This window comes from Brevibacillus reuszeri, assembly GCF_001187725.1.
GTDB lineage: Bacteria > Bacillota > Bacilli > Brevibacillales > Brevibacillaceae > Brevibacillus > Brevibacillus reuszeri.
Genome location: NZ_LGIQ01000011.1, coordinates 990228 through 1008415 on the forward strand (window position 1 = coordinate 990228; position 18188 = coordinate 1008415).

Consider the following 18188-nt stretch of genomic DNA (forward strand, 5'->3'; position numbering starts at 1 on the left):
AAGGATTATATTTTAATCATTTCTATTTTTCAATCTGAAATTCTGAAGATTTATAAAAAAAAATCTCTCCTGAACTGTTCCAATTGAGGATCAACCGCGATACAACGCCAATTTCTTACGCGCAAAAAAAATAACCGCCCATATATTGGACAGTTATTTCAATCGATATCGTTTGCTTGGTCTTCCACGTGTTGAGCATGCTTCTTCCCCTGCATATTCTGCCAAATCTACCTCGCACAGACTGACCATAAAACGTCTGGCGTTTCGCTCATCCCAGTAGAGATGGGCAGCCAAATCCTTAATAGTAAAGTCGTTCCAATTCATTCTCCGGATCAGAGCAGCTACCTTATGATAGTTTTTCACGCTAATTTTGACATCCTTGAGCTTGTCGATCAGCTCCTTATCGTCAAAACGGTAGGAATAGCGCAGCTCCTCCTCTTCCCCTGCCGATTGAATCATCGTCCCGTCCTCTTGAATAATGACAATCCCATGCTCCGCTCTTTCTTTTGACAGCTGGATCGCACGCTGGGCATTGATTTCGGCAGAATGCACTGTGACCCCGTAGCCAATTCCGACTGCGACCGAGTGATCGGATTCTTCTGCCAGCTGTGCAATCGTTTCCTGTAAAACCTTTATTTCCCGCTCGATGGCACCGCGTGAGCTGAAAATGACATAACGCCCGTTTCCTTTTTCCATCAAAGAGCCGTCCAGGTTCTCACAATAGCGCAGAAGGGTTTCTTTCACCTTCATTTCAAAATACTGTAAATGATAGGAGCTCTTCGCCTTCTCGGTAATCTTATCAAAATGCTCCATCTCAATGATCTGAACGCTAATCTGCGTGTCTTTGTAGTAAAAGGTCCGTGTACGTTCGGCCAGAATTCGCAGTGCCTGACGAATTTCCATGTCGGTCGTAGAAATACGATACGTCGGAACACCTGCTTCCTTTAAGCCGAGATAGACCGCTTCAAAACAGGTGATGGCTCCCTTCGTTTTGCCACTTTTCCACAGCTCGAGATGGAAATCTATTAATTCTTGTGTACTTGAGTTGATGTCAAACGTCTTTATATACATTTCCTTGGGCTCGATGTCAATTTGCTGAAGTGCCTGCTCCAGATGAGAGGTGGTAATTTCATCAATACTCACCCGATTTAAAAATTCATTCTGGTAGTACCCCATGTGCAGTAGGCTTTTATAAATATCAGACTCTGTATGCTGAATGTAAACTAATTTTTCTTCCGAGTTTAACGCCTTCATCGCCGTCATATAGGAAATTTGGCCAGAAAAGAGCCAAACATCAACATTCTGATTGTGCTTGCGAACAATGCTTTCCGTTTCATGAAAGTCACGATATGGATACGCAACAAACTCCATTGTATGCTCATATTCCTTGCCAATATGAATAATGCGTTCTACGGATGAATGAGGACCGATTACCCCAACCTTGTACATAATGACCTCCCAATCCAAAACCCGATAACGATCATTTTGCGATTCATTCCCACTTTTAATATAGGTATAATTCCACAATAGCTATAACTGCTACCTAATGTCCAGTTATTTTGTGTTTTTTCCGAAAAATCATACATGAAAACGAATAAATATACAAAAAGGATCCAATCTTACCTAGGTCGAATCCATGCTATAGCACAATTTTTTCGCAATCGGCGTGATACTCCCCCTATTACAAGCACAGACAGATAAGGAGAATGGACATGCTCGTTACGACAATAGGCTTCTCTAAAAAATCTCTGCGTACCTTTGCCTCCACTCTACAGCACCACAAGGTTGGGCGTGTGATCGATACTCGTCTGCAAAATACATCGCAGCTCGCCGGCTTTGCCAAAAAAGATGACCTGGAATACGTTTTGGAATTGCTGAACATAGAATATATTCATGATCTCTCGTTAGCGCCGACAGAGCCCCTGTTAAAAGCAATCAAGCAAAAGGAGCTTTCTTGGGGAGAATTTGAACGAACTTTTACAGATTTACTGCAGGAGAGGAAAATCGAAACAAGGATGGACGAGCTTCTCGGCGATCGTGTTCCTTGCTTTTTATGCAGTGAAGAAAAGCCACATCATTGCCATCGGAAATTGGTTGTGGAGTATTTGCGGGAGTTTGATAAGCGGATTGAAATTGTTCATTTGTAGGGGTTTGCCATACTTACCGCGATGCTCCTCGACTCCAGAACGTTTCGAGGAGCATACGCGGGCAAGTGAAATTGCGTGCTACAGCCATTGACCAAACAGATTTTGCACCTCAGGCTCACTATAGCCATCTTCACCGCGCCAATTGACGACTGCCATAAAATCGTTTTTCCCTCCGCGTCCAGGTCTGTCCTTGGCCGGAACCAGAATGCCAGTCGTTCCGAGAATTTCCATGAACATATCCCGCTCCGCCTTGCTGGAAGGAAACACTCCGTGAAGCCTCTTCTCCAGCTGACGGGCTGCATCTGTCGGCTCACACTCCGAAATCGTCTTGAGTACCTGGCGCAATATAGCTACATCCTCTTCTTGCACCTCGATATTCTCTTCCCTGCCGAGCAGCTCCAAATCAAGCGTCATATACAATATATGATTCAGACGCACACCGCCCCACTTGATTCTCTCAAAATTGAGTACGTTCAGATCTTCATTCTGATAGTTCGCAAGGCTTGCAATATGGTAGCCGTCACAAATATGGCAATCTCCATACATCGCATAATGAACACCGTTTTCTATCAGAAAATCCTTGCCTTTGTTGCTTTCAAACTCGTGTGCTGTAAATAACTTGGACAAAGCCCAGCTGGAAAGCGCACTGCGCAGATACACCTTTCTCGTAGACAGACTATGCAAAAAGGCTGCCGCAACTTGCTCCTTTGTTACCTTTTCGCGTATCTCAACCAGCCTTTGTGCGCACTCGTCATGACTGATCGTCAGCGGATCAAACATCAATCCCTTGTTTTTCGCATATTCAAAATCCGCTCCCGTATATTCGGTCGGACGGCTTTTCCAGCCCTGGCTGCTCCAAAATGTTTTCATCAGGATCTGCTTTGCTTTTTTATCCACGAAGTATTTTCTCCCCTTGCCTATTCTTCACCGTTTTGTCCTTATTTACCATTTCCACAACAAGTACCGACTGTCTGCACCATACCTTGTCATTTTGATGAACAAAATTCAGGTTGATACTACCAGTCCAAAAAAAAGAAACCAGTGTGCTCTGGCTTCCCGTCAGTCTCCCTGCTATTTTTCTATTCCCCTAATCAATCCAGAAGAAATACGAAATGACCCCCAGAATCAACGCGGCTGCTAAAATAACGAGAAAGTACCATTTCGTAAATGTTCGCGAAATCTCAAAGCTGCTTAACCAAGTACCAATATAAGAAACAATTCCAACTATGATTGTTGCACCAAAGGCAATGAGGGCATTTTCCATGTTTTCCTCCCGAATAGGTGAATGAATCCAGAAACAGGATTATGATACCAACATCTTTTTGGAAAGAAACCTAACTTTAGTTATGATTTTTGCTAGTTTCCGTTGCTTTTTGTAAAAAACGCCAACAAAAAACCTGCCAATAAGGCAGGGGCGCAAAAAGGAATGCATCGATTCCATAACCGTATCACTCGTTTTTCTTGCTTTCTTTTAGCCTCATGATCGCTTGTGCCCGATTTCGCACTTGAAGCTTATTAAAAATATGATACACATACCCTTTCACAGTACCATGAGAGAGATGCAGCTTCCCGGCAATCTGGGAATTGGATAAGCCTTCTCCGATCAAGGCCAGAACTTCTGATTCTCTTTCCGTCAGTTTGTCCAGCTTCGTGGAAACACGAATTTGAATATCGAGCGCAGGGAATTCTTTTTTCATGTTCTCAAGAAGCATCGCGACATACGACAGTTCTTCCTTAGATGCTGTTTTATTTTTGTAGAGCCCGTAGAGCATTTTGGCAACCTCAGGACCTTCATCCAAAAAAATGCGGACATATCCCTCTGTTGCTGCTAATCCTACAGCCTTACGAAAACAATCTGTTGCCTCATGCTGCTTCTTTTGATTTTGATAGGCTTGGCTGAGCAAAATAAAGGCTTCAATTCGACTTCCCAGCCTTGCTTTCATCTCCGTCTCATGCAGGATGCTGGTTAGCAGCTTGATGGCTGCCTCATCGTTTTTCAGATAGACAAATGCTCTTGCCAGCATCATGCGCTCAAATTCATGTCTCGACGCGATCACATCGCTGCTCATTTTGGCAAAGGACTCCACCCATTTTTCTACCTTCTCGCGAGCCTCTTCATCGATCCAGAGTCGGACACGGTATACATCCACGAACGCACTCCAATGACTGGGGGCATTGTGCTCACGACACAGCGCGCTGATTTCATCCATGGCCAACCACATCTCATTGTAGCGTTTCTCTGCTTTTCTCCATCTTGCCAAAACAAAGTAAACGGGGACGAGTACACCGAAATTTAAAGTATTTGTTCCTAGCTCAATCGCTCTTGGAACGAAATAAGTCAATTGCTCAAACTCACTTCGCTCATAATACAGCTCAGCAAGCACGATCGATCCGTATGCCAAAATGCCAAGCCCACTGTGCTTCAAGACCGTCCGAAGCTTAAGAAAATACTCACTGACCTTGGTTAAATATCCGTTCATCGCCACGCGACTGCGAAGAACATGAGGCTCATCTGCATTCAGCTCAATACCTATGGTGAAATACCGGCTGAATTTGGGCTTCATTTGAACAGATTGTTCCATATACGCTAAAGAAAGCTCTATATTTCGCCGTATGACCTCGATATAACCCCGTAGCACACACATTTCAATCTGACATTCTTCAAAAATTTCACTACCTGGAAACACTCTTTGATCAGCAAATCGAAGCAGCATTTCGGCCTGCTCAATTTCGTCTGACAGCACATGCATCCAGGCAAAGGCTATACAAAGCTCAGGATCCTTTTCGAGCCAGGATCTCTCAAAGCCATGCATCCAATTGCGCAGTGTCCTGTTCTCGTATCGCTTCAACATCCACGGAGCATTCGCAATGATCAGTCGAGAAGCGCGAGCCCAGTCCCCTCCTGCAAGTGCATGCTCAATCGCTTCCGTCATCCATCCGTTTTTCTCAAACCACTCGCTCGCCAACATATGAAAGACGGGAAGCTGTTCCTTATATTTTTTTCGCAAATGAGTCTCCAGGATTTCTGCAAACAAATGATGATAGCGATACCATTCATTGACACTATCCAGTGCGATCACAAACGAATTCGATCTCTCAAGCATTTGCAGAATGTCATGAGCTTCTGGCTCATTGGTAACTGCTGCACACAGATCACCCGAAAGACGTTGCAGGATGGACGTTTTGAGCAAAAATGCCTGAACAGTTTCCGGCAATCTCTTCAATACTTCCTCGGTCAAATATTCAGCGATATATTTGTCATTGCCGGAAAACCGTTGAATGACCTGATCCCTATTCCCCTGCATGGAGAGCGCTGCTAACTGCAGACCAGCAATCCAGCCCTCGGTTCTTTGGCTTAGCAAGCCTATATCTTGCTGTGACAAATTCAATTCCATTACTTCGTTAAAAAGACGGCGACATTCTTCTTCATTAAAACGAAGGTTATCAAGCCCTAGCTGCTCGACCTGCTTGCGCGCCCGAAAACGGTGTAGGGATAAGGGGGGTTCCTCGCGGGTAATCAGGATGATGTGCATACATGTGGAGGCGTGCGAAATCAGCATTTGCAAGCCTTCGTGAATAGTAGGCTCCTTTATGACATGATAGTCATCCAAAACCAGATAAAAATCGCTATGCAGCTCAGCTATTTCTTGCAGTAATACAGAGATTACCGTCTCCGATGACGCTAAATAATGCGGTTGTTGAAAAAAAGGGGATGTCTCCCTGCTAAGCTCTCCCTGAACCATGTAGATCGCCTGTACGAAATAGCGCCAAAAACGGGTGGGGTCATTATCGGATTCATCAAGGGAAACCCAGCCTGTCGGATAAGCAACGCTTTGTATCCATTGGCTGACTGCCGTTGTTTTGCCAAATCCAGCGGGGGCGCAAATGAGGATCAATCTGGAAGCACCAGCCTCATCGATTTGCTCTACTAATTGTTGTCTGCATAATAAATCAGAACCGTACTTGGGAACGTTAAGTTTGGTCGAGATAAGTGGATTGTTGTTTGGCTGATCCATGCGCATATCCCTGCTTGCTCCTTACCTAAAAGAATATCCTCACCATGAGCAACTCCTATCATTAAGAATAATCCATGAGACAAAAAATTTTCAACAGTAGATGAGTTGCGATTCATACAAAATGCCCTTGTTCAAGCATTTTCCAAGTAAAAAAGCCACCCCGTGAGGTGACCTCGCTTCGAGAAATCAAGCTTGGATAAAACGCTCTACAATCTGATTAAACTTCTCGTCATGCTCCCAAAACATCAAATGTCCCCCGAGAACCTCTATAGCTGATTTGGGCGCATGCTTCTGGACAAATCCTTTTGCTTGATCTGCCCAATGCTCCGCAATGATCGTAAGAGTCGGTACCTCATCACTTGCCAGCTTGGCCTCTTCCCGATAATCCGCGAACATCCCGGCCGCAAACAGATTGGCTGCAACGTAATGCGGTGTTTTTAAAGATTGCTCGACAATCCAGTTTAACTCCTGTTCCTCCAGCTCTCTTTGCACCATAACATCTGTCGCATAAGCTGTCACAAACTCCCGTTGCTTTTCTGAATCTCGCAAGTAGGTACTATAAACCGCTGCGATCTCATCCAAAGGCCCTTCCACCCAGTCCTGCTCATGGTTGGTCGAAAGCGGCTTCGGTGACAGGTCGACAAAGACCAGTGATTTTATGTTTTGCGTTCCGTTCTGCCTGATATATTCCCACGAGGTCAAGCACCCGAATGACCAGCCAACCAGCGTTACATTTTTCAATTCCAAAGCCTCGATAACTTTTGCCAAATCCAAGCCTTGTGTCACATAATCATTGCCGTGCATCGTAACGGACGATCTGCCATGACTTCTTGGGTCGATGACTACGACTCTGTTCGTCTTTTGAAAATGCTCTACCTGCTTGTGAAAAACCTCCGTGGTAAATGTCCAGCCTGGAATGAATACAATCGGATCGCCACTTCCTACGTCCTGAACAAAGATTTCAACACCTGGTTCCACCTTGATATACTTTCCACCCTGATACATCACTGCCGCCTCCTTTATTTCCGATTATTTGCACTTGTTTAGTCATTATTCCATTTATTCTGCAAAAATCCTTTTCTGTAAGTCGGCAAAATGTGTCATCTCATGGTGAATTTTGAAGCCTCATTGGATATCTAGCCCATCGAACAAAAAAACATCGTTCCTTGATCGAACGATGCTTTAGGCATTTTTGCTTATGTTTGATTACATACTCATATTTTCGGACTTCGCTACTTTCTGATCGCTCCGATACCATATACCGACAGGAATCAATAAGAGCGCAAGAAATCCTCCCGCCAGTGAAAGTGTGGCGTAGCTTGAACTCGCTACAACCATCCCAGATAGCGCTCCACCTGATGCACCAGCCAGCGCAATCGTGACGTCGACGGTTCCTTGTGTTTTTGCCCGTGTGGTAGGGTGCGTTGCATCCACAATCAGAGCCGTGCCACTGATTAGACCAAAGTTCCACCCAAGCCCCAGCAAGGCAAGAGCTGCGATAAGCATTGGCATCGAGTCCGCAGGAGCAAAGGCTGCAAGCAAACCGGCACTAAGCAAAATGACGCCCGATGCAAACGCCATGGCAATTCGTCCGATCTTGTCAACCAGCACACCAGTAATGAGAGAAGGAAGATACATTGCACCAATATGTATGCCAATGACGAGTCCGACTTCACTCAGCCCATGCCCGTGATGCTTCATGTGTACCGGAGTCATTGTCATAATCGCGACCATCACGATCTGGGTTAAAACCATGACGGAGGCTCCCACAATAATACCACGATTGTTTCCTGCGCCTGTACTTGGGTCTGTGCTTGCATGCTGCGTTTCAGCACGTTTTGCTTCAGCGATCGCCTGAGCAACGATGAGTGGGTCAGGGCGGAGGAAAATCAAAAAGACAAGACCTGCCAAAGTAAAGGCAGCCGCTCCTAAAATAAATGGACCTGCCAAAGCCGGGACACCGATGGAGGTAGCGAATGTGCCCATCACTTCAACGAGGTTCGGACCTGCCACTGCTCCAAATGTAGTTGACACCATCGCAATACTGACAGCTGTCGCCCGTTGCGTCGACCCTGCCAAATCTGTACCTGCATATCGCGCTTGCAGATTTGTAGCAGTTCCTGCCCCATAGATCAGCAAGGACAGGAAGAGAAGTGGAACACTTTGCGTGACCGCTGCAAGAACGACGCCGATCGCGCCAATTCCTCCACTTAAAAAGCCCGTTGCGAGTCCAAGACGTCGTCCGAATCGCTGTGACAGCCGCCCAACCAGTAGTGCAGCAAAGGCAGAACCAAGCGTGAGCAACGCGGCTGGAATTCCGGCAAAGCTGTCCGTCCCCAGCATTTCCTGTGCGAGCAGTGCCCCGACTGTTACACCCGCCGCAAGCCCGGCACCACCAAAAATTTGAGAGATAACGACGATCAGCAAGGTACGCTTGTAGAGCTTTCTTTGACTATCTGGAGAACGAATGTAATGCTGAATACAGTGCTTCTGATCTTCTTTTCTCCCAATTGCAGGTTCACTCGGCATCGCTTTTGAACCACCTTTCTTCGTGTTAGCTTCATACATGTAGTCGGTAAAACGGTTCCATTTTAACTCAATATTCGCAAAATGAAACCCCCTCTCTACACTTTCCGCCCCTCAACGTTGTAAAATCCTGTATCTTTTATAGTATAGCACCTATACTAAAAAGTACGATATTCACTTCAGCTTGTCACATCGGAAAATAGTCCTAGTTAGCCATTAAAAATGATGCCAGAAAGTGCTAAAATGAAGCGTCTTGCTTCCTTTTGAAAAAAAGCTACACTGGAGCTGATCTCGTGAAACGCATCACATTTTGGGTTATCCTTTTTGTCCTTATCGTAGTTGGATTATTTACCGTCAAGCTGGAAGCAGCGCCCTCTCCCGCTACCCGAGTCATTTTAGAGCATACATACCAAACGTATATCACGCCTCCCTGCTATGAAGCAGCGCAAAAGACCAATAACATTGCCGAGGCAACTCTGCAAAAGGCGGAGGAAGCAAACTACAAGCCAGAGTCAAGCTGTACGGAAAGCTCGCTTCAACCAGCCAAACAGCCGATTGCCTATGTGATCGCGGAAAAGCTCGGGCTCGGAAATAGTCAGTGGGATTGGTAGACCACAGTCACTCACAAAGAAAAGAAGGAGCGACAACAATTGCGCTCCTTCTTCCCTGTATCCATTCCTTTTTAGCGTACTGTCAACCAGACAATCCCCCGCCCTATCCTCTACACAAACGGTGGGTCCCACGCTTTTTTTCTCCAGCCCAATTGATGATTCACGACATTCAGATCCCTGTCCAGCTGGACCTCTACACCAAAGGGCAGCTTGCGATTGTACCAGAAACGAACATCGCTCCAAATGACCTCGTAGCCATCCTGTCTCTCGTTCCAGGTAACGTGGATACGCTGCGCAAAGCCGAGAAACGCACGTACGCCATCCACGCCGACTGTCGCCTTGATAATGTCATCATGCTGCTGCTTCGGATAAACCTCTTCCAGTATCACATGCGCATATTCGAGCTTTCCGGTATAAAAGAGCTTATCGGTCTCCACGACAAACCGCCAATGAAATGGGTGAAAGCTGGGGATGACGTGACACACGCCGTTCGTTTCCAGAGCAGCTGCCACGCGCTTGACCAATCGCCGATGCTGCCAGGTGCGCACACCAATGTACAGCAAGGTAAGCCCGTACGCAGCCGGAAAGAGTACACTTGCTTCTCCCCCAAAAGCTAGCCACCAGATGGCAGCCGCCGAATGGATGACAAACAGGAACGGTTCAAAAATCGCAAGCACGTCCATATGGACCCAGCGCCGGTTAATCGGGCGTGCACATTGGACACCATACGCATTCAGCATATCGAGAAAGACATGGAATACCACGGCAATCCACGTCCAGAAATATAGCATTCCGAGCTGGTCCATCACGTCAAATGACCACGCTAGAGGCAAGCTGATGACCAGTGGCCAAAGGAATAAAGCGGGGATGGAATGAGTAACCCCCCGATGAAAACGAATATAAGCAGAAAAACCGCGCAATCTGGCTACTGTATCAAAATCGGGTGCATGCGAGCCTACAACAGTAGCAATCATCAATGCCTGACTCACTGCTGGATCATTCCCGGCAAGTGTAGTCGCGTGTGCCAATCCAGCCAACGTCACGCCAAACAACAGATGGCTCCCCGTATCCATTATGATACCTCCTCCACGCTGTGCTCTTCGGTCGTCCATCTTTCACCCACATTAAACCAATACAGCCACTCCTGTGGCACTGCCTTCACGCTACAACCAGGTAGTCATACCCATGCTCGTTTACGTAGTCAGCGATCCCTTCCCACAGAAGCTAAATGACCCTGCCATTGCGATAAGCTGGGTCCACACAGCTGCGCCCAAGCTCGAGCATCCGTGTGCGAGGTAGCGGAGACTGGCCGAGATCGAACAATGTTTCCGAGAAAAAACCGCCATTCATCACTGCCTTCTTCCCCGGCATGAGTCGATAAGTGCCAACGACACGACCCGTTTCTTCTTCTTTGAGAATCAAGTGATCGCACCAGTCGTCAAAGTGATCCTGATCCAGCTTCCTGTCATTTTCCCCGTTGGCAAGCCCAGCCTCCTCGATAAAAGCTGCATAGCGAAGCTTCCATACCTGCTGGCGTTCGTCATCGTGATCAGCCAGCTTGACCGCAAGAGGTACTTGCCCCTGTTCTAGCCGCATCCCTTCATTTCGCATTCGATCTCCCCCTCTGCTTTGTCACAAGGTGATCCTTTCACTTTCACTCTACTCGCGAATCACTTTCAATTAATAAATCGCAGGTAAAGGTTTTTCAAAGATTATCGGTAAGATCTTTACGATATTTACATGAATGCAGAAAATTTTGTAAAAAACAGTTATCGAAATGGAAATGAAAAAACCTCCGGAACTAGTCCTAGGAGGCACTTACGATTTCCTCTTTTTTTGTATGCCTGATTACGCCAATCAATAGCAGAATACTAGCAACTAGGTACAGATACATACCCGTTGAAGCTACATTAATCGTTGTACCAAAGATCTCTACCGTTTTGGACATGATAAAAATAAGAATACTGATGATAGAAAGAATAGAACAAACAAGACCAATAACCTTATTTACTGGCTTGAGTTTAATCACTTGCATGAAGGGATAGATAAATAGGATAAGCAGAAGATAACCTTGTTGTTGAAATCCACTTAATGCAACAATTCCCGCATCAATCCAATTAAAAAATAAAGATACGATTGCCAAAATAGTAGCGATAAAGATCATCTTGCTACCGCCATCTAGCCGTTTGAATTCCACGCACATTCTCCTCTCGTAGTAATTTTTTCCTATTCATCAATTATACTGTATCTAATTACAAAATGTTACATTTACTTGTCGAGCCTCTGGTAAACAAGTCATGCTTTTAACGAACAATGTCTGCTTTTGGAGTGTACAGCATCACTCATCCAGCTGATCACTAAAATTAAAAAACACCACTCTATATCAGAGTAGTGTCGGGTCGCAAAATCCATTTTCTAATTGACCAAACCGTTTTCCGGCGTAACGGTGAAATCATAGAAGACACCTTTTTTGTTAATAGATGCCGTTACAGTCGGTTTTCCCTTTTTCGTAAACGTATACTCATTATATTTAGACGAGACATTGTATCCGCTTAAATCAAGGTTGAATACTTTTTTCATCATGGGGTTCAAAGCAACAATCGCCTTTTCTTTTGTATAGAAAGGTTTAGCAAACACCTTCGGAATATCTTCGTCCGAGACATAGTTGTCATTTCTAAACTCGTTGAAAATGGTTGCTGAAACGACCTTTCCTGTTTTTGCCCCTATGATGATGCTATATGTCCGACTACTATCCATAAAGCTCCATACTTGATCCCAATGTCTTTGCGTATCTTTTACAAGCGTTACGTCCGGGAGTAACCCTGATGTATTTCCGTTAGAAAGCGACTTCAGTGTCTTTTGCGCTGTCTCGACCACTTTGGCGTTCATTTGTTGGTTTGTATACCCCAGAGACGCCGTGTTGACTTTCCCAGTCTCGACGTCAATGCTTACCGATATATTTTCCCCATTAAATTGCCAAACATTTCCTTTTTCCCGGTTGATTCGCTCGACTGAATCAATCACATAGGTACGTTTTGCATCCATCCCTTTCAACGTACTCGTAACTGTGTTTTGCAGATTGGCTTCTACTTCGTTGAACTTGAGAGTTACTTTTACAAATACGACTTTTCCCTCTTTCTTGGTAACCAGGACCTCTCCCCTGTTGTCTTTTGCGGAAATTACCCAGCAATCGGCATTCTCCCCGCTGATTTTATCCAGTTCGATGGGGACGCTGCCCGCGTGCTTTTGCATCGCGTGCTTGGCCGCTTCTACGACGTTTTTATCCAACTGAGCGAGAGTCTTCATTTCTGCTTTTACAGCTTCACCCTGAACAGCTGCGTACACAGGTGTCTCCATGTTGGTAAACGGGGATGCTGCGGACAACAGCAATGCCACCATGCTTACAGCTACTATCGTTTGTTTCTTCATATGTCATTCTCCCTTTCTGCTTCCAGATCACTTATTTGATCCAGCTGAACAGATTTTGTGACACAAAAAAACAGTCGCCGCAGATAAATCCACAACAACTGTTTGAAAGTAAACAGCTCCGAGCGCATCGGGTAGCGCCTCAACCTTCCGCTATTTCCGTTCGATTTCTCCCGGATCTCTTCGCATTATATAATGCCTCGTCAGCCAAATGTAGCAGGTCTTCTGCCGAATCCGTATGCGAAGGATAGTGCGCGATTCCTTGAGACACAGTTATCGGCTGCCCGATTGGATTGGGACTTGTCTCTAGCGTATGACGAATTCGCTCTGCCACCTGATAGGCCTCTTTAGCATCTGCGTGTGAAATCAATGCAACGAATTCCTCCCCTCCGAAACGACAGCATACATCACCTGACCGCAGAGAGGCAGAAACAATCTGGGCAAAATGCTTCAGCACCTCGTCCCCAGATTGATGACCATAGGTATCATTAATTGATTTAAAATGATCAAGGTCCATCATAATCACAGAAAAAGAGATTGGCTCCTCCATCCATTGCTGCAAGGTTTCTTCGAGCGTTCTTCGGTTGGTTAGCCCTGTCAAAGGGTCTGTCCTGGCATCATGTGCCAATTGATCGGTCTGTTTTTTCATATCGCTGAATGCATAGCGAATGGCGCGAGTTAACAGCTCAGCCTCTCGATTCCAATGCTGTTTTCCTTCGGCGAGCTCAACCTCTTCTCGTCCAGCCTTGCTCACAAGATCAGCCAGGGAGACAAAAGGTCTTGCAACTCTGCGCGCCAGCCAAATAACGACAAGCATTAATAGTAGAAAGGGTGGCAGCATATAAAGCAAAATAGAGGCAAGATGCCGATTTAATTGTTCATAGACGGCACTAATCGGCGACACAGCTACGACGCCCCAGCCATTCTCTGGAACCTTCACATACGCAGATAATACCGTCTCTCCCCGCAGGTTGACCATCTGTTCATATCCACTTTTTCCTTGAATCAGCTTGCGTACGGCTTGATTCTCACTGATATCCTCACCGATCCGATTTGTATCACGATGATACAACAAATGGCCGTCTGACCCTACAATGTAAAATGAGGAGTCCAGCTCATCTGTCGGATTGCTTCCAAAGATCGTATTCAAAATATTGTTTTCATGCAGATAGATTGTTCCTGCGATAAATCCCCGATAGTTTCCGTTCTCCTCAAAAATGGGCTCGCTAATAAATACGATGAGGCGATTGGTGCTTGCCGTTACATATGGCTTGGAAATGTACGGTTTTTTTAATGCCAGTGCTGTTTTCGCCGTCTCCGTTGTAATATGTTGACCTACTGTTCCAATCGATTCGGGCGACACATATCGTACCAGCCCCGTTTCATCCACTACCGTAATCGAATTAAAATAGTTGTTTGTATGACGGATCAGCTCGAGTTTCGAATATCCTTCCGCTGCGGACAACGGCTTTGAAAAGAGGTTTGAAGAGTACCGCAAGCTGCTCCGCATCGATTTGATCAAAGAGTCGATGGTGTGACTCATTTTGAGTGCACTTGTGTGATTTAAGGTCAATGTTGTGTTGATCAGGGCTTGCTTTTTGGATTGATAGGAGGAGATGAGAAGAATCGTAACAGTTAAAGCAACAGACATAGAAACCAGCCCAGTTAACAGCGTGACCAGGCTAATTTTGTTCCAGTGGTTTGTCTTTCTTTGTAAGACAGGCATCGGATGTCCCCTCGTAGTCAGAATGGAGCTTCTAACTATACTTCCTAGCAATATTGGCAAACGTGAAAATATTCGTCATTCTCTTGTTATAAACAAAAATCAGTCTAACACTCGCTGATATTGCTTTCAAGCATATAGAAAAGAGTAAGCGCTTTCTGTTGACTTTTTAAAATTTTTATCGATAAAAAGAAAGAACCACCTTCATCAGGTGGTCGTGTTTGGGTTACTACTGGATTCACGCTGATTATCACTAATTTGCGTGTGATTAACCCGTAATCCTCCAATGATGCTCAAGGCAAAGGTTAATGGGCAATCTTTTATATTTTTATATCCCGTTTCTTCCTGGTTCATTTGAAGCGCTCCTTTACTCAGTTTTTCCTTACTTAGTAAGAAAAAACTGCATACTTGTTATCGCTTCCCTATGTTCTATACTAAATCCATGATGATTAAAGCGATGAAATAGAGGGGGTAATTTTCTATGAACATAAAATATGAATGGATACCCGATGAAAACATAGAATGCTGTAGAGAGCTGTGCAATGAATTGATGGCATTCCAGAAATCCAAAACACAGGTCAGCCCTGAGCGGTTTGACAGCATGAATTTTGACACCCGAATGGTTCCCTCTGTCCAAAAAGCACTTTACAACCATATTATCGTAGCAAAACACGACGACGACATTGTAGGCTATGTCTATTCCAACATCTCTCCCAAAGAAGCCTATAACAATGAATTTGCCACTTTTTTTGATCTTTCTACTGTTGACGGAAAGAATGTGGGATGCTTATCTCAATTTTATATAAAAGAAGCGTACAGACAATATGGAATTGGATCAACTCTCTTTGACAAGTCGATGGAATGGCTAAAGCAATTTGAGGATATTCATGATTATTTTATCTTTGTCTCCAATGGAAATGAGAACGCCTTGGAGTTTTATAAACGGAAGGGCTTTGCTGTGAGTCATGAGATATTGGATGGGTTTATCACGGTTTTGCGGGGTTCGAGATGAGGTACACCGCTGATCACCAGTTTAATAATAAAATTTCATTTTGAGTACGATGATTGGTGGGCTCATTGAGTATGTAATCACTGTGGGATTTGTCTTTTTGATTAAACTCATTCTTTTTGCTGTTACTGCCGTTTTATCACGCTGGGCATAAAAAATACCCCACATCTAGTGGAGTATTTGATAGAGAAACTTGTTATTACTTCGCTGTTGCTTCAGATTTATATTCAATCACTTGCAATACTTTCGGTTCAATCGCTTTTAACATTTGTGCATTTGAAGCATTGCTTTTAGGAACTTCGCCATTCTTTTCACCTTGCATCTGTATATCAACCTGTGATTTGGCAATGACATCAATCACTTGTTGCCTCGAGACATTTTTAGAGGCAGCAACCTCCACAACAGATTTTCCTTTTGCCAATTCCTGTTTCAATTCTGTTCCACTCATGTTTAGTAGAGAAAACAGTTTTTCATCATTTAAAAAGGCATCACCAAAATAATCAGGCTTACCATTTGTAGTAAAGAAACCTTCTACCTTCGTGTTTGAAGGTGTAGTCTCCCCTCCGATCAGAGAGGCACTGATGGAATCGCCCTGAACAAATACTTGGTAGAACGGTGCTGTCGATCCCTTTTTGGTGTAGTTCAGCATAAACGTTTTTTGATCCGGGTTCTCCATTTGCTCTATTGCAACCTCGTACGCATTGCTGTTGCCGTACATTTTTTCAATGAGATGATCTACCTTTGCCTTGATCTCCTGATCAGTTAAAGCTGTGAGCGGCTTATCCTTCGGTTCCCAATTCTCTTGAATTACATGTTCAATCGCACCCGTAGTACCATTTGTATGAAGCGTAATCTTTTTGCCAGTGCCGCCATTTTCCTGCAGGGTGATGCTTGTTTGAACGCCTTGGACATTGCTTGCATCAATAATCTCAAACGATTTTGTTTCGGGAAATGCGCTATACAGCTTCTCAAGTGTTGCGTTGCCAATCTCATCCACAGTGACTTGTTCAGCAGTCATTGGTGTTCTCGTAAGCAATTCAATCACGGCAGGGGCTGCAAATGCTGCAGTTGGAATCAAAAACGCAGCAGCAACAATTCCACCAATTAATCGTTTTTTCATGGTTTTTTCGCTCCTTTTTTGTTGCAAATAGTGAGAATAGGATTGTTTGATTCGTTTGGAAATAGCCGGCGGGCACTCTATCGTTTCTGCTGTTTCGTGTAGATGTTCACGAACTTTGCGTTCAATACTCATTGATCTCTTCCATCCTTTCTGGGGGGAGATTCCATATGTTTTTTCGAAGCGCCTGGATGCCTGCATGATATCTGGACTTCACTGTGCCCAGTGGAATAGCAAGCAATGTCGCGATTTCCTCAAGCGTATAGTCGTGAAAAAAACGGAGGATAATCACCATTCGCTGCTTGTCAGTCAGCTTCTGGATAGCCTTCGCTATCATTTGGTTTGTCCCATCCATCAACACGCCTGGTTGATCCCAATGAGACTCTTCCCTGGAAAAGGCACGAATGCGCTCAAAAATTCGGAACCTCCGCCAGCTCTTTACCCGAAATCTCTGCACTTGACGGATGACCAAGCCGTGTAGCCAGAAGTGGAAAGGTCGATTCGTATCGTAGTTTGCAAGTGAGGTCCACATTTGCATATAGATCTCGTTCATGACATCTTCCCGATCCTGCTGATGATCCACCAGAAAGGAGACCGTCCGGTAAACGTCCTGAAAGGTAGCATCATATAGCTCATGAAACGCCTGTTGATTGCCATCCTTCATTTCCATAAGTAATTGGTACATGTATTCACTTTGCATTCAGAGGGCCCTCCTGAGTAAGCAGCTTACACCCTATATTGTCGCTCTGCCCGGAAAAGGTTCGGTGTTTTTGATTTTTTTAAATTGCCCCTTGATCATATGAATAACTCTATCGAGGCAAGACTTCCTTAAAGAGGACGACTCCGTTTAGCGGAAGGTTTCACCGAAGCAATGCACGGAGCGCTGAGGTACTTTGTCATCCGATCCAGAATTCCACGTAAAAAAACACCGCTCTCTGGCGGTGCGAAATGAGTTTCGATACATTCAAGGTTTCTTCTAGATGAAACCTTATGGACAGCCCGTAGTCTGATCCTTATTCATAGAGTACCACCGACTCACCTATAGCTATTCCCCCCGTTTTCCCTCTCTCCTCTTTATAAAAAAGCATGGAGCAAAAAAAGAAAGGCAAAAGCGAGTCCTGTACGCAAATGCCACTTCTTGTCCAGCTTCCGATACCGCAGTAATCCGGAGATTGGCACAGGGAGCAATACGAGGAGAGCCAGAAGACCGCTCACGTTTGAAAAGTCCAGCTCAATCCCATATAGAAACGCTCCTATGACGTGGATAAAGATGAGTGCAAGTGCCACTAAGGCAGCAGGTGTATGCCATTTACGCGCCAGACGAGAAGCTACGATCATCCATTTCTTCACGTCGTTCCATCGATCAACCAGACCTTTTTGAAACACGAACAGGATGGCATAGTGGGCGAGAACCACGAATAGAGCCAATCTGGCCAGAGAACCTTCATCTTTAAACGTAGCTTTGAACGCTTTAGTATGAAAAGTGGGCGATGGGTACTGATAGAGCTGCCAGAACTTCCACGCTACAATGCCAATGGCAAGCGCCAAGGTGTAATGCTCCCCATTGTCAAGACACGGGTCGAGAGGAAATAAGTTAGTTCCTCCTTCTCGTG

General features: G+C 45.0%; 18 protein-coding genes. 3 read left to right on the top strand and 15 right to left on the bottom strand.

All coding sequences use genetic code 11. The features are described from left to right. Window positions 1-153 precede the first annotated feature (153 nt). Entirely contained in the window at window positions 154-1449 is a 1296-nt protein-coding gene (locus tag ADS79_RS29730) for a hypothetical protein (protein WP_049742057.1), read from the bottom strand. 263 nt (window positions 1450-1712) lie between these two features. Here ADS79_RS29730 and ADS79_RS29735 point away from each other — a divergent pair, with 263 nt between their 5' ends. After that, window positions 1713-2147 carry a DUF488 domain-containing protein gene (locus ADS79_RS29735; RefSeq protein WP_049742058.1) on the top strand — a complete coding sequence of 145 codons (435 nt, stop codon included), beginning with the start codon at window positions 1713-1715 and terminating at the stop codon, window positions 2145-2147. Between the two features lie 78 nt (window positions 2148-2225). Here ADS79_RS29735 and ADS79_RS29740 read toward each other — a convergent pair whose 3' ends face one another. From ADS79_RS29740 to ADS79_RS29755, 5 genes are all read right to left on the bottom strand, one after another. Further along, window positions 2226-3044 (bottom strand): hypothetical protein, encoded by an 819-nt coding sequence (locus ADS79_RS29740; RefSeq protein ID WP_049742059.1) that lies wholly within the window; start codon window positions 3042-3044, stop codon window positions 2226-2228. Window positions 3045-3234: 190 nt separating this feature from the next. Then, window positions 3235-3411: a hypothetical protein gene (locus ADS79_RS35400; RefSeq protein ID WP_161807327.1), complete on the bottom strand. Its 177-nt coding sequence runs from the start codon at window positions 3409-3411 to the stop codon at window positions 3235-3237. Window positions 3412-3595: 184 nt separating this feature from the next. After that, window positions 3596-6169 carry a winged helix-turn-helix domain-containing protein gene (locus ADS79_RS29745; RefSeq protein WP_236700139.1) on the bottom strand — a complete coding sequence of 858 codons (2574 nt, stop codon included), beginning with the start codon at window positions 6167-6169 and terminating at the stop codon, window positions 3596-3598. Window positions 6170-6349: 180 nt separating this feature from the next. Continuing rightward, the gene (locus ADS79_RS29750) at window positions 6350-7168 is read right to left on the bottom strand and encodes an alpha/beta fold hydrolase (protein ID WP_049742060.1); all 819 of its coding nucleotides are present in this window, start codon (window positions 7166-7168) and stop codon (window positions 6350-6352) included. Between the two features lie 201 nt (window positions 7169-7369). Further along, a complete protein-coding gene (locus ADS79_RS29755; RefSeq protein WP_049742061.1) occupies window positions 7370-8692 on the bottom strand; it encodes an MFS transporter in 1323 nt (440 codons plus the stop codon). 290 nt (window positions 8693-8982) lie between these two features. Here ADS79_RS29755 and ADS79_RS29760 point away from each other — a divergent pair, with 290 nt between their 5' ends. Beyond that, complete coding sequence (locus ADS79_RS29760; RefSeq protein WP_049742062.1) at window positions 8983-9300, top strand: hypothetical protein; 318 nt, start codon at window positions 8983-8985, stop codon at window positions 9298-9300. A 110-nt stretch (window positions 9301-9410) separates the two neighbouring features. On the opposite strand, the gene ADS79_RS29765 is transcribed toward ADS79_RS29760, so the two are convergent. From ADS79_RS29765 to ADS79_RS35405, 6 genes are all read right to left on the bottom strand, one after another. Next, entirely contained in the window at window positions 9411-10373 is a 963-nt protein-coding gene (locus ADS79_RS29765; RefSeq protein WP_049742063.1) for a metal-dependent hydrolase, read from the bottom strand. A gap of 151 nt (window positions 10374-10524) precedes the next feature. Continuing rightward, window positions 10525-10911 carry a GNAT family N-acetyltransferase gene (locus ADS79_RS29770; RefSeq protein ID WP_049742064.1) on the bottom strand — a complete coding sequence of 129 codons (387 nt, stop codon included), beginning with the start codon at window positions 10909-10911 and terminating at the stop codon, window positions 10525-10527. Between the two features lie 196 nt (window positions 10912-11107). Then, complete coding sequence (locus tag ADS79_RS29775; RefSeq protein WP_201783431.1) at window positions 11108-11497, bottom strand: hypothetical protein; 390 nt, start codon at window positions 11495-11497, stop codon at window positions 11108-11110. 218 nt (window positions 11498-11715) lie between these two features. Further along, window positions 11716-12729 carry a hypothetical protein gene (locus tag ADS79_RS29780; protein ID WP_049742066.1) on the bottom strand — a complete coding sequence of 338 codons (1014 nt, stop codon included), beginning with the start codon at window positions 12727-12729 and terminating at the stop codon, window positions 11716-11718. Window positions 12730-12868: 139 nt separating this feature from the next. Further along, a complete protein-coding gene (locus tag ADS79_RS29785) occupies window positions 12869-14452 on the bottom strand; it encodes a sensor domain-containing diguanylate cyclase (protein ID WP_049742067.1) in 1584 nt (527 codons plus the stop codon). Between the two features lie 204 nt (window positions 14453-14656). Continuing rightward, window positions 14657-14803 (bottom strand): hypothetical protein, encoded by a 147-nt coding sequence (locus ADS79_RS35405; protein ID WP_161807328.1) that lies wholly within the window; start codon window positions 14801-14803, stop codon window positions 14657-14659. A 127-nt stretch (window positions 14804-14930) separates the two neighbouring features. Between ADS79_RS35405 and ADS79_RS29790 the strand changes: the two genes are divergently transcribed. Continuing rightward, entirely contained in the window at window positions 14931-15461 is a 531-nt protein-coding gene (locus ADS79_RS29790; RefSeq protein ID WP_049742068.1) for a GNAT family N-acetyltransferase, read from the top strand. Between the two features lie 196 nt (window positions 15462-15657). Here ADS79_RS29790 and ADS79_RS29795 read toward each other — a convergent pair whose 3' ends face one another. The 3 genes from ADS79_RS29795 to ADS79_RS29805 form a co-directional block, all read right to left on the bottom strand. Then, complete coding sequence (locus ADS79_RS29795; protein WP_174769607.1) at window positions 15658-16710, bottom strand: hypothetical protein; 1053 nt, start codon at window positions 16708-16710, stop codon at window positions 15658-15660. Then, the gene (locus tag ADS79_RS29800; RefSeq protein WP_049742069.1) at window positions 16700-17275 is read right to left on the bottom strand and encodes a sigma-70 family RNA polymerase sigma factor; all 576 of its coding nucleotides are present in this window, start codon (window positions 17273-17275) and stop codon (window positions 16700-16702) included. Before ADS79_RS29800 ends, ADS79_RS29795 begins: the two co-directional genes overlap by 11 nt. 374 nt (window positions 17276-17649) lie before the next feature. Continuing rightward, on the bottom strand, window positions 17650-18188 hold a 539-nt coding region (locus tag ADS79_RS29805; RefSeq protein ID WP_049742070.1), incomplete at its 5' end, for a hypothetical protein.